This window comes from Massilia cellulosiltytica, assembly GCF_047325105.1.
Classification (GTDB): Bacteria; Pseudomonadota; Gammaproteobacteria; order Burkholderiales; family Burkholderiaceae_D; genus Telluria; species Telluria orientalis.
The window spans coordinates 2,329,671-2,342,155 of record NZ_CP168562.1 but is presented as its reverse complement, the minus strand read 5'-3'; the positions used below and the strand labels follow the sequence as shown (position 1 = coordinate 2,342,155).

The window sequence follows — 12,485 nt, the reverse complement described above, 5'->3', positions numbered from 1 at the left end:
CTCCCCGGCCGATTGACTTCCCGTCACCACTGACATAGACTTCGCAGTCTTGACCGGGAGAGCGCAGCGCAGGCTGCCGCCGAAGGGGCATTACCCAAAAACTCTCAGGCAACCGGACCGGTCAGGGGCTGCTGCGCAACGCGCAGTGGACCAACTCTGGAGAGCGGCCTTCACAGGCCCACCGAAGGGGCAGGCGACAACACCTTGTCGCTATCTCTCAGGTACCGAGGACAGAGGGGTGCGAGAGCATGCGGGCATCCGCGTGCGCGAACCCATTTTCTGCCGAGGAACGATCCATGACGCTCAAAGCGACCCCGCTCAATTCCGTACACCGTGCCGCCGGCGCCAAGATGGTCGACTTCGGCGGCTGGGACATGCCCGTCAACTACGGCTCCCAGATCGAAGAACACAATGCCGTGCGCGGCGATGCCGGCATGTTCGACGTGTCGCACATGTGCGTGGTCGACCTGAAAGGCGCGAACGTGCGCGCCTTCCTGCGCGGCCTGCTGGCCAACAACGTCGACAAGCTGCAGGCACCGGGCAAGGCCCTGTACTCGTGCATGCTGAACCCGCAGGGCGGCGTCATCGACGACCTGATCGTCTACTACTTCGCCGAAGACTGGTTCCGCCTCGTCGTCAACGCCGGCACGGCCGAGAAGGACGTCGCCTGGATCAGCCAGCAGAACGACGCCACCAATAGCGGCCTGACGATCACCCCGCGCCGCGCCGACCTGAGCGCCGACGGCATCGCCCTCGTCGCCGTGCAGGGCCCGAACGCCCGCGCGAAAACGTGGCAGGTCGTGCCGCAGACGCAGGCCCCGTCGGAAGGCCTGAAGCCGTTCAACGCCGTGATCGTGCACGACACCCCGTTCGGCGAACTGATGGTCGCGCGCACCGGCTACACGGGCGAAGACGGTTTCGAGATCGGCGTGCCGGCCAGCCAGGTCGAGGCGCTGTGGAACGCCCTCGCCGCCGCCGGCGTCAAGCCGGCCGGCCTCGGCGCGCGCGACACGCTGCGCCTGGAAGCGGGCATGAATCTGTACGGCCAGGACATGGACGACAACGTCTCGCCGCTGGACGCCGGCCTCGCCTGGACCGTCGACCTCAACGCCGAGCGCGACTTCATCGGCAAATCCGCCCTGCGGAAAAACGGCCAGACGCAGCAATTCGTCGGCCTGATCCTGCGCGAAAAAGGCGGCATCCTGCGCGCCCACCAGAAAGTCGTGGCCGCATCCGGCAATGCCGGCGAAATCACGAGCGGCACGTTCAGCCCGTCGATGCAGCAGGCGATCGCGCTCGCGCGCGTGCCGGTCGACGTCGCGATCGGCGACACGGTCCACGTGGAAATCCGCGACAAGAAACTGGCGGCATCCGTCGTCAAACTGCCGTTCGTGCGTAACGGCAAGATCCTCGCTTCCTGAACAAACAACACTATACTTACCGCACCATCCATCACTACGGAGTTACGCACATGAACATCCCAGCCGACCTGAAGTACACCGAGTCCCACGAGTGGGTCCGCCAGGAGGCCGACGGCACCCTGACCGTGGGCATCACCGAATACGCGCAGGACGCCCTGGGCGACATCGTGTTCGTCGAACTGCCGCAGGTCGGCAAGGCCTTCACCGCCGGCGATGACGCCGCCGTCGTCGAGTCCGTCAAGGCGGCCAGCGACATCTACGCCCCGGTCTCGGGCACCGTCACCGCGGTGAACCAGGCCACGGCCGACGCGCCGGACTCGATCAACGCGAACGCCTACGATGCGTGGCTGTTCAAGCTGCAGCCGTCGGATCCGGCCGCCGTCAATGGCCTGCTGGATGCGGCTGCTTACGGCAAGGCCACCGAAGGCTGATTTGATTGACCGTCATTCCCGCGGAGGCGGGAATCCAAGTTCGAGCTGCCGCGCACGCTGAACTTGGGCCCCCGCCTGCGCGGGGGCGACGGAGTGGTACCTCACGCGCCGATTCTTTCATTTCGTCTCCCATCATGACCCGCACCAGCCTGACCCAACTCGAAGCACGCGATGGCTTCATCCCGCGCCACATCGGCCCGTCCGCATCCGAACAGGCGGCCATGCTGTCCGTCCTCGGCTACGCCTCGCGTGCCGAGCTGATCGACGCCGTCGTTCCCGCCAACATCCGCCGCAAGGACAAGCTGGACCTGGGCCAGTTCTTCGAGCCGCTGCCCGAGCAGGCCGCACTCGCGAAGCTGAAAGGCATCGCGGCGCAGAACAAGGTCATGAAGTCGCTGATCGGCCAGGGCTACTACGGCACCCACACGCCGCCCGTCATCCTGCGCAACATCTTCGAAAACCCGGCCTGGTACACCGCGTACACGCCATACCAGCCGGAGATCTCGCAGGGCCGCCTGGAAGCCATCCTGAACTTCCAGCAGGTCATCACCGACCTGACCGGCATGGGCATCGCCAACGCGTCGATGCTGGACGAAGGCACGGCCGCGGCCGAGGCCATGACGCTGATCCAGCGCGTCGGCAAGTCGCAATCGAAAGTGTTCTACGTCGCCGACGACGTGCTGCCGCAGACGCTGGAAGTGGTGCAGACCCGCGCGCTGCCGATCGGCGTCGAGGTGCGCACCGTCGCCGCCGCCGAGATCGGGAACCTCGCCGAATCCTGCTTCGGCGTCCTGCTGCAATACCCGGGCGTGAACGGCGACGTGCGCGACTACCGCGCCGCCGTCGAGAAGCTGCATGCTGCAGGCGCGATGGTCGTCGTCGCGGCCGACCTGCTGGCGCTGACCGTCCTCGCGCCGCCGGGCGAATGGGGCGCCGACGTCGTCGTCGGCAATAGCCAGCGCTTCGGCGTGCCGCTCGGCTTCGGCGGCCCGCACGCGGGCTACCTGGCCACGCGCGACGAGTACAAGCGCAGCATGGCGGGCCGCCTCGCCGGCGTCACCATCGACGCCCAGGGCAACCCCGCGTTCCGCCTCGCGCTGCAGACGCGCGAGCAGCACATCCGCCGCGAAAAAGCGACGTCGAACATCTGCACGGCGCAGGTCCTGCTGGCCGTGATGGCCTCGATGTACGCCGTCTACCACGGCCCGCAAGGCCTGGAACAGATCGCCCGCCGCGTGCACCGCTACACCGGCATCCTCGCCACCGCGCTGAAGGGCCTCGGCTTCCAGCTGGCCAATGAATCGTATTTCGACACGATCACCGTCATCGCCGACAACGCCGACGACATCCACCGCGTGGCCAACGACCACGGCGTCAACCTGCGCCGCATCGATGCGCGCCACGTGGGCATCTCGCTGGACGAGACGATAGGCCGCGACGACATCGCCCTGCTGGTGCAAATCTTCGGCGGCGCCGACGTCGATTTCGACACGCTGGACAAGGACGCGCAGGACGCCTACCCGGCCGCGCTGGCCCGCACGAGCGCCTACCTGACGCACCCGACGTTCAACCGCTACCACGCCGAGCACGAGATGCTGCGCTACCTGCGCGCGCTGGCCGACAAGGACCTGGCGCTCGACCGCACGATGATTCCGCTGGGTTCGTGCACGATGAAGCTGAACGCGACGTCCGAGATGATCCCGGTGACGTGGCCGGAATTCTCGAACATCCACCCGTTCGCGCCGGATGAGCAGACCGTCGGCTACCGCGAGATGATCGGCCAGCTGGAAGCGATGCTGTGCGCCGTCACGGGCTACGCCGGCGTGTCGCTGCAGCCGAACGCCGGCTCGCAGGGCGAGTACGCGGGCCTGCTGATCATCCAGAAGTACCACCAGTCGCGCGGCGAAGGCCACCGCAACATCTGCCTGATCCCGTCGTCGGCGCACGGCACCAACCCGGCGTCGGCCAACATGGTGGGCATGAAGGTCGTCGTGACCGCGTGCGACGCCAACGGCAACGTGGACCTCGCCGACCTGAAGAAGAAGGCCGAGGAACACAGCGCCAACCTGGCGTGCGTCATGGTCACCTACCCGTCCACGCACGGCGTGTTCGAGGAAGGCATCAAGGAACTGTGCGAGATCGTGCACGCGCACGGCGGCCAGGTGTATGTCGACGGCGCCAACATGAACGCGCTGGTGGGCGTCGCCGGTCCGGGCCTGTTCGGCGGCGACGTCAGCCACCTGAACCTGCACAAGACCTTCTGCATCCCGCACGGCGGCGGCGGTCCCGGCGTCGGTCCGGTGGCCGTGGCCGAACACCTCGTGCCGTTCCTGCCGAACCAGGCCTCGACGGGTTACCAGCGGAACGAAGCCGGCATCGGCGCCGTCAGCTCGGCCGCCTACGGCTCGGCATCGATCCTGCCGATCTCGTGGATGTACATCGCGATGATGGGCGCGGATGGCCTGACGGCGGCGACGGAGACGGCGATCCTGAACGCCAACTACATCGCGCGCCGCCTGGCGCCGCACTACCCGGTGCTGTACACGGGCCACGACGGCCTCGTCGCGCACGAGTGCATCATCGACCTGCGCCCGCTGCAGGATGCCACCGGCATCAGCAACGAAGACGTGGCCAAGCGCCTGATGGACTTCGGCTTCCACGCGCCGACCATGAGCTTCCCGGTGCCGGGCACGCTGATGATCGAGCCGACCGAGTCGGAATCGAAGGCGGAGCTGGACCGCTTCATCGAAGCGATGATCTGCATCCACGCGGAGATCGTGAAAGTGGAGCGCGGCGAGTACGACCGCATGGACAACCCGCTGAAGGGCGCGCCGCACACCGCGGAAGTCGTCACGTCGGACGACTGGCAGCACACCTATTCGCGCGAAGTGGCCGCCTTCCCGGTGCCGTCGCTGCGCAAGAAGAAGTACTGGCCGCCGGTCGGCCGCGCGGACAACGCGTATGGCGACCGTAACCTGTTCTGCGGCTGCGCACCCATCGAAGACTACGAGTGACCTGCCGCGCGGGCACGATTCATTTGAGGCCCCCGGCCTCGAATGCCCGCCCTACGTAGGATGGGCGGCCTCCGCCCACGCGTAACGCCGCGGTATTCAGCGATTCTTGCCCCGGCTGGATGCCAGCCGGAGGTAAGAACGCCCGGCCCTGCCGGGACGCAGCATATGCGTCCCTGGCGGGGCCGTTTCATTGGAGCCCTGCACGGCCTCGTCGAGCCGGAACACGGCCACCGTGCGCGCCAGGCCCAGCGCCTGCTGCTGCAGCGCGCGCGCGGCCAGCGCCGCTTCTTCCACCATGCGCGAACCCTGTTGCGTGAGTTCGTCCATGCGCACGATCGCCTGGGCCGCGCCGGCCAGCTCGCGCGCGCGTTGCGTGCCCGTGCTGCCGATCGTGTCGACGATGCCGGCCATGTCTTCCACGGCGCCCGCCAGGCTCGCCATCGTCGCGCCGGCTTCGACCGCGCAGGCGCCGCCATCGTCGAGCGCGGCCACGGTCTCGCGCGCGAGCGTGCGCGCCTCGCGTGCCGCGCGCTGGGCGCGCCGGGCCAGGGCGCGTGCTTCGCGGGCACCGCCGTCGGCGTCGCCCGTGCGTGCCAGCGTGGTCTCGATGGCCGCGCCGATGCGGTCCATGCGCACGGCCGCGCGCCGCACCTGTTCCATCGTCGTCACCAGGCGGTGCGCGAGCGCGCCGCCCTCGTCCGCCGCGACACCTGCACGCGCCACCAGTTCACCCGCCGCGTGCGCGCCGGCGGCGCTGTCGTCGAGCGCCGTCGCCAGCGCCTGCATCGACGCCGTCGTGCGGTCCAGCGCGTCGCGCACGTGCGCGCGCGGCGGCATGCCGGCACGGCCCAGCGTGATCTCGCGCGACGCCTCGCCGATCGCGCGGGCCGACTCGAGCACGGTGCGCAACTGGCGGTTCAGGCCGCGGATGCCGGCGTCGAGCAGCCGTGCCGTCTGGCCGATTTCGTCGTCCGCATAGGTCCGCGCGCGGATCGTCAGGTCGCCGCTGGCGAGACCATGGGCGGCCGCGCCGATCGCACCGATATCGGCCAGCAGCGCGCGCCGCACCGCCATCGTGATCGCCAGCGAGGCCGCGATCGACAGGACGATCACCACCGGCATCAGCACCGCGATCAGGCGAAAATCGTCGGCCGCATCGCGCGACGCCTGCTCGGACAGGGCCTGCTCGCGCCGCGACAGCTCCGCCAGCCGCTGGGCGACGACGGCGAACGCGCGCTCCGCCTTGACCATCGCATTGGCGCTGATCGACTGGTCGATGCGCGCGATCTCGATCACGTCGCGCACGGCCGGCACGTATTGCGCCCAGGCGGCGCGGGCCTGTTCGACGTAGCGCTGTTCTTCCGGGCTGTCTGCCGTCAGGCGCGCCAGCTGGGCGAGGTCGCGCTCGACCCCGCCGTGCCGGGCCCGCAGATCGAGTGCGAGCGGGTCGACGCGGAAGTGCGGAAAGCTGCCGCTGATCCAGGTCAGGACCTGGTACGCCTGGGCATGCGCGCTGCGCGCCGCCGCGGACAGCTCCGCCGCCGCGCGCATGTTGGCCGCCCGGCGCTGCACGATGCTGTCGAGCGACGCATTCTGGCGTACCATCGCGTAGTAGCTGCCGCAGGACAGCAGCACGAGCAGCAGCAGCACGACGCCGGGCGCCAGCAGCAGCTTGGGACCGATGCGCAGACGGGCCAGCATGTCAGGACGTCGTCCGATTGACGAGTTCGAGGGGGAATGAATGGGTCATGGTCTCCTCCTGGCTGGCAGTATTTCCGGCGTGCATTAAATGAATGTACGCCGACCCCGGGGTTGGCCATTGTGTTGGCTCAAGCCCGCCAACGTGAGAGGAACAGGATGAGACGTAAGAATGTGGGCGCATTGCTGTCGGCCCTGGTGTTTCCCGGCGTGGGCCAGTACTACCTGGGGCGGCGCACGCGCGCGCTGCTGTTCCTGGCGCCGGCCGCCATCGCCGCGATCCTGTATTTCAATTTTGCGCTGGACCAGGCGAACACGGTCGCCGACCAGCTGTTGAGCGGGAAGATGGCGATGGATCCGGCGGCGATCGAGGCGCAGCTGGCGAATGCGCCCACGCCGTTCAGCGTGACGCTGGCCGGGATCGTGTTCGCCGTGTGCTACGTGGGGAGTATCGTGGAGGCGTTGATCGCCAGGCCGGAGGCGTGACGATCAACGCATGCCGCATCAGTCCAGCTTCGCGGCGTGTTCGCGCGTCGCGTGGAACTGCAGCTTCGGCCAGCGCTCCTGCGTGAGGCGCAGGTTGACGCCGGACGTGGCGAGGTAGGCCAGGTTGCCGGCCGCATCGTAGGCGACGTTGTGCGCCAGCTGCGTCTCGAAGTCGGACAGGGCCTTCTTGTCGTCGCTCGACACCCAGCGCGCGCTGCTGATGCTCGCGCCCTCGAACACGGCGTCGACGCCGTATTCGTTCAGCAGGCGGCTCGCGACGACCTCGAACTGCAGCACGCCGACAGCGCCGAGAATCAGGTCGCTGCCCATCACCGGCTTGAACACCTGCACGGCGCCCTCTTCGCCCAGCTGCTGCAGGCCCTTGTGGAGCTGCTTGGTCTTGAGCGGATTGCGGATACGCACCGTGCGGAACAGCTCCGGCGCGAAGTACGGGATGCCGGTGAACGTCAGCAGCTCGCCTTCCGAGAAGCTGTCGCCGATCTGCATGTTGCCGTGGTTCGGCAGGCCGATGATGTCGCCCGCGTAAGCCTCTTCGACCTGTTCGCGGCTCGACGCCATGAACGTCACGACGGACGACAGTTTCACTTCGCGGCCCAGGCGCAGGTGCTTGACCTTCATGCCCTTCTCGAAGCGGCCGGAACACACGCGCAGGAACGCGATGCGGTCGCGGTGTGCCGGGTCCATGTTGGCCTGGATCTTGAAGACGAAGCCGGAGAACGGCTGCTCGTCCGGGCGCACGGCGCGCACGGTCGCATCGCGCTCGCGCGGGCCCGGCGCCCATTCGACGAGGGCCGACAGGATCTCGCGCACGCCGAAGTTGTTGATGGCGGAGCCGAAGAACACGGGGGTCTGCACGCCGGACAGGAAGCGCTCCAGGTCGAACGGATGCGAGGCGCCGTGCACCAGCTCCACTTCCATCTTGAGCTGTTCCATCTCGAGCGGGAACATCTCGGTGAGGCGCGGGTTGTCGATGCCCTTGATGATCTCGTAGGCGCCGTCGGCCTTCTCTTCGCCCGCCTTGAACAGCATGACTTCGTCGTTCAGCAGGTGGTACACGCCGCGGAAGTTCTTGCCCATGCCGATCGGCCAGGTCACCGGCGCGCATTCGATCTTCAGCACCGACTCCACTTCGTCGAGCAGCTCGAGCGGGTCGCGGGTTTCGCGGTCGAGCTTGTTCATGAAGGTGACGATCGGCGTGTCGCGCATGCGGCAGACGTCCAGCAGCTTGATCGTCTGTTCTTCCACGCCCTTCGCGGCGTCGATCACCATCAGCGCCGAGTCGACGGCCGTCAGCACGCGGTACGTGTCTTCCGAAAAGTCCTGGTGGCCCGGGGTGTCGAGGAGGTTGATGACGTGGTCGCGGAACTCGAACTGCATCACCGACGACGCGACCGAGATGCCGCGCTGCTTTTCGATGTCCATCCAGTCCGACGTCGCATGGCGGCCGCTCTTGCGGCCCTTGACGGTGCCTGCGAGCTGGATCGCGCCCGAGAACAGCAGCAGCTTTTCGGTGAGCGTCGTTTTACCGGCGTCGGGGTGGGAAATGATGCCGAAGGTGCGGCGGCGCGCGACTTCGCGCGCGATCGTGGCTGCGGGCTTGCCGGTTACCGCGGCTTCCTGGATGTCGGTGGTGGTTGCGTCGATTTCGTTGGACATGGTCTCGCCCTGGGGCGCTTGCAAAACTCTCGATTTTACCGGGTCCAGCGTACCTTGTGTGAACCAATTCCCGGCGCACCGCACGCGCCCCATGTAGGAACAGTCGGGCGCGGCATGTGATGGCGAGCAATCTGAGCGGCCGCGACGGGCGTATGGATGTGGCCGGAATGGCAAAAAAGGCCGGCCATCGAAACGTTTTAATGCCGCCAAACCATTGTCGAAGTTACAAAAAAAGCCCTCTACTGAAAGTTTCTCTCTAGTAGGACTGGGCTTACATAACATCATGCATAGAGCCTACATGGGGGCGACAGCTAGTCTTATGTTCGGCAAGAGACTATGGCATTAATGTACACACATCGCGATGAGGAAACCCATCCAAGCAATCGCCCCAGTGATGTATGTCAGAGATAACGAGGACAAAATGAATAACGCCCAACTCGGTAACGCCGCCCAGAAAAAGGCGCAATCGGTGAATCAGATTCCCTCGACCAGCGAAGAAATCAAACTGGCCGCCCGCCCGGTTGTCAGCTACAGCGGCACCCAACAAAACGAGTTGCTCGCGGCCCTGCCGCGCCAAGACCTGGAAACCCTGTTCGAGCACCTGGAACTGGTTCCACTGCCCTTCGGCAAGGAACTGTTCGAATACGGCAGCAAGCTGGAATACGTGTACTTCCCCACCACTGCCATCGTCTCCCTCCTGTACGTGATGGAAGACGGCGCCACGACGGAAATCGCCGTGGTCGGCCATGAAGGCGCCGTCGGCGTGTCGCTGTTCATGGGCGAGCGCGCCACCTGCAGCGCCGTCGTCCAGAGCGCCGGCTACGGCTACCGCCTGAAGACCCAATTCCTGCGCGACGCCTTCAACAAGGGCGGCGCCCTGCCCCAGCTGCTGATGCGCTACACGAACGCGCTGTTCGCCCAGATGGCCCAGAACGCCGTCGGCGGCCGCCACAGCTCGATCGAACAGAAACTGTGCCGCTGGCTGCTGGACCGTCTGGACCGTTCGCCGAGCAATGAATTGAAAGTTACCCAGGAACTCATCTCGATCATGCTGGGCGTGCGCCGCGAAAGCATCACCGCCGCCGCCGGCAAGCTGCAGGACGAAGGCCTGATCCAGTACCGCCGCGGCAACATCACCGTGCTGAACCGCCAGGGCCTGGAAGACTACGCCGGCGAGTGCTACAAGGTCGCTAAAAGCGAGTATGACCGTCTGCTGATGGACGTGTCGCGCGCATGAGCGGCACCGCATCCCGGCCCGACGTCGCCAGCGGCGACTGGGCCTGGGCAGCACGTAGATGATTGTGTAGTTGATGTTCGGCCAGGTCGGCCGCTTCCGCTGGCGCTTGACCCGCCGGATCTGCCGAAGGCGCCACGGCCAGCGCCGAGATATCCAGGGCACCGCCTGACGCAGTCCCGCCGGCGTCGGTCTCCCCTGGCGCCGTCACCGGAACGATGGCGTGCACCGAGGTCCCGATCCCGTTCACGCCGCGATCCACCCGCAACGTCCCTCCCAGCAGCAACGCCCGTTCGCGCATCCCCAGCAGGCCGTGCGATTTCGGACGGCGCATCGCGTCCGGCGGAATCCCGACGCCATCGTCGCTGACTTCCAGCGTATAGGCTTCGCCTTCGCGCGCCAGGTGCACGATGACGTGGCGCGCCTGGGCGTATTTGGCGACATTGTTCAGCGACTCCTGTGCGATGCGGAACAGCGCGATCGACTGCGCGGAACCGGCACTGTCGATGTCGCCCTCGATGAGCGCCTCGCAATCGACGCCCGTTGTGCGGCCGAAATCTGCGCAATAACTCTCCAGGGCGGCGGATAGGCCGAGGTTGTCGAGCAGGCTCGGACGCAGGTCTTCCACGATGCGGCGCTTCAGTTCGACCGTCTCGACGAGCACCCCACGGGCGCGGCCCAGCGTCTCCGCATGGTCCGGGTGCGTGGTCCTGATCTGGTCCGTGACCGCCGCGAGGTGCATGCCGATGGCCGTCAGGTTGGCGCCCATCTCGTCGTGCAGTTCGCGCGCCAGCTTCGCCTTTTCTTCTTCCGACACGCGGATCAGGTGGCGCGACAGCACGGACAACTGCTCCGTGCGTTCCGCGACGAGCGATTCCAGGTGGTCATTGGTTTGTTGCAGGGCCCGCTCGGCATTCAGACGCGCGCGGAAGCTGCGGCGGATCAGGTTGTAGAACAGGACGAGGGTGACGAGTGCCGCCACGTTGATGCCGAGGCCGCGCAGCGCGGCCAGGCGGTAACGGTCGTAGAAGACGGCGCTGCGTGCGGCCAGCGTTTCGTTCTGTTCGCCCGTCATGATCACCACCTGCAGGCGGATCTCGTCCATATGGGTCTTGTCTTCCTGCGTCTGCGCGATGGCGACGATGTCGGAGAGGCCGCCGTGGCGGTAGACTTCCAGGCCCTGGTTCATCAGGTTGATGCGGCGGACGACGAGATTCTGCAGCTGGGTGAGATTCTTCAGCTGGGAAGGATTGTCGGCCAGCAGCGTCTTGAGGGTGTTGAACTGGCCGTCCAGTTCACGCTCGGCCGTGCGCAGCGGGCCCAGATAGGTGTCGGAACCGGACAGGTAATAGCCGCGCAAACCGCTTTCCGCATCGGTCACGAGCAGGTTCAGGTACTGCAGCTTGGCCGTCACACGATCGGCCTGCGCCTGACGCGCGTTGGCAGTCTTGAGCCCGTCCAGGTTGCGGACCAGGCTTACGCCGTTGAGGACCAGGATCAGGACGCACACGACACACAGCAGGGTCTGGTACAACGGAAGGCTGCGAACCGGCCTGAACTTGGGGTCGGTGGTGAAAAACATCCTCGGTCGTTCCTTTCGCGCAGCTTGGCCTGTCCGAGTCATTATAGACCGGGAAAAGTTGCCATGGAGCTCGATTAGGCGTGCGGACGAAGAAATGTGGCGCGATGACGACGCGCAATTAACAATTCTGCATAGCAAATGACAAACATGCTAAAACAGTTGCAGGCCGAAAGAACGGGAATCCGTTCTTTCGGCCTACCCCGCTCAGTCGAGCAGGTTGTTCTTCATGGCGTAGTACGTCAGGTCGCTGTTCGACTGCAGACCCATCTTTTCCATGATGCGAGTACGGTAAGTCGAGACCGTCTTGATCGACAGCGACAGCGCATTGCCGATGTCGGACACGGTCGCGCCCTTGGCCAGGCGGAGGAACACCTGAAATTCACGGTCCGACAATTCCGTATGCAGCGCGGTGTTCGGATCGCGATCGAAACTCTGGGCCAGCAATTCGCCGACCTGCGAGCTGACGTAGCGGCGCCCCTGGTACACGGTACGGACGGCAGTCTTGAGTTCGTCCGCGTCGCATTCCTTGTTCAGGTACCCGTTGGCACCCATCTTGAACAGGTTCAGCGCATACTGCTGGGCAGGATAGCCGGACAGGATCAGGACCGGCAGATTGGGCTGGCCCTGTCGAATGGTGCGGAGGATATCGATGCCGCTCTGGTCCGGCATGGCGATATCCAGCAACAGCACGTCGCAGATCTCGCGGCGTGCGATGTCGAGGGCCTCGCGTCCCGTCGCGCCTTCGGCCACGACTTCGAACTCGCCCGACGACGAAAAAATCTGTTTGAAACCTGCTCGAACTATCTGGTGATCGTCACAAATGGCAACGCGTATCATTGTCTTCCCTTAAGTTTTCCCGATACAGGAAAGAGCCGAGGCTGGCCCCTCACGCCTCCGGTCAGGTCATGCGTTTGAGTCAGCAAACTGCAAGTGACATTTTAG

9 protein-coding genes and 2 riboswitches are annotated in these 12,485 nt (G+C 65.8%); of the genes, 5 read left to right on the top strand and 4 right to left on the bottom strand.

Features of this window, described 5'->3' with window-relative positions; genetic code table 11:
• The first annotated feature begins 44 nt into the window (after positions 1 to 44).
• A riboswitch (glycine riboswitch) is annotated at positions 45 to 130 on the top strand.
• A gap of 16 nt (positions 131 to 146) precedes the next feature.
• Positions 147 to 244, top strand: a riboswitch (glycine riboswitch).
• Between the two features lie 52 nt (positions 245 to 296).
• The 3 genes from gcvT to gcvP all read left to right on the top strand — a co-directional run bounded on the left by gcvT (position 297) and on the right by gcvP (position 4,866).
• Entirely contained in the window at positions 297 to 1,421 is a 1,125-nt protein-coding gene (gene gcvT / locus ACEN9H_RS10505) for a glycine cleavage system aminomethyltransferase GcvT (protein ID WP_413344330.1), read from the top strand.
• A 50-nt stretch (positions 1,422 to 1,471) separates the two neighbouring features.
• Positions 1,472 to 1,852 carry a glycine cleavage system protein GcvH gene (gene gcvH, locus ACEN9H_RS10500; protein ID WP_036228522.1) on the top strand — a complete coding sequence of 127 codons (381 nt, stop codon included), beginning with the start codon at positions 1,472 to 1,474 and terminating at the stop codon, positions 1,850 to 1,852.
• Positions 1,853 to 1,986: 134 nt separating this feature from the next.
• Entirely contained in the window at positions 1,987 to 4,866 is a 2,880-nt protein-coding gene (gene gcvP / locus ACEN9H_RS10495) for an aminomethyl-transferring glycine dehydrogenase (RefSeq protein WP_413674708.1), read from the top strand.
• A gap of 96 nt (positions 4,867 to 4,962) precedes the next feature.
• On the opposite strand, the gene ACEN9H_RS10490 is transcribed toward gcvP, so the two are convergent.
• Positions 4,963 to 6,567 (bottom strand): MCP four helix bundle domain-containing protein, encoded by a 1,605-nt coding sequence (locus ACEN9H_RS10490; RefSeq protein ID WP_413674707.1) that lies wholly within the window; start codon positions 6,565 to 6,567, stop codon positions 4,963 to 4,965.
• Between the two features lie 156 nt (positions 6,568 to 6,723).
• Here ACEN9H_RS10490 and ACEN9H_RS10485 point away from each other — a divergent pair, with 156 nt between their 5' ends.
• Positions 6,724 to 7,050 (top strand): hypothetical protein, encoded by a 327-nt coding sequence (locus ACEN9H_RS10485; protein ID WP_413338912.1) that lies wholly within the window; start codon positions 6,724 to 6,726, stop codon positions 7,048 to 7,050.
• Positions 7,051 to 7,068: 18 nt separating this feature from the next.
• On the opposite strand, the gene ACEN9H_RS10480 is transcribed toward ACEN9H_RS10485, so the two are convergent.
• A complete protein-coding gene (locus ACEN9H_RS10480) occupies positions 7,069 to 8,727 on the bottom strand; it encodes a peptide chain release factor 3 (protein ID WP_413338910.1) in 1,659 nt (552 codons plus the stop codon).
• A gap of 421 nt (positions 8,728 to 9,148) precedes the next feature.
• On the opposite strand from ACEN9H_RS10480, the gene ACEN9H_RS10475 reads away from it, so the two are divergent.
• Positions 9,149 to 9,964, top strand: coding sequence for a Crp/Fnr family transcriptional regulator (locus ACEN9H_RS10475; RefSeq protein WP_056135328.1), 816 nt, complete (start codon positions 9,149 to 9,151; stop codon positions 9,962 to 9,964).
• On the opposite strand, the gene ACEN9H_RS10470 is transcribed toward ACEN9H_RS10475, so the two are convergent.
• Positions 9,918 to 11,543, bottom strand: coding sequence for a CHASE3 domain-containing protein (locus tag ACEN9H_RS10470; protein ID WP_413674706.1), 1,626 nt, complete (start codon positions 11,541 to 11,543; stop codon positions 9,918 to 9,920). The two genes, ACEN9H_RS10475 and ACEN9H_RS10470, sit on opposite strands and share 47 nt — an antisense overlap.
• Before the next feature lie 204 nt (positions 11,544 to 11,747).
• Complete coding sequence (locus ACEN9H_RS10465; RefSeq protein ID WP_036228513.1) at positions 11,748 to 12,380, bottom strand: response regulator transcription factor; 633 nt, start codon at positions 12,378 to 12,380, stop codon at positions 11,748 to 11,750.
• Between the last annotated feature and the right edge of the window lie 105 nt (positions 12,381 to 12,485).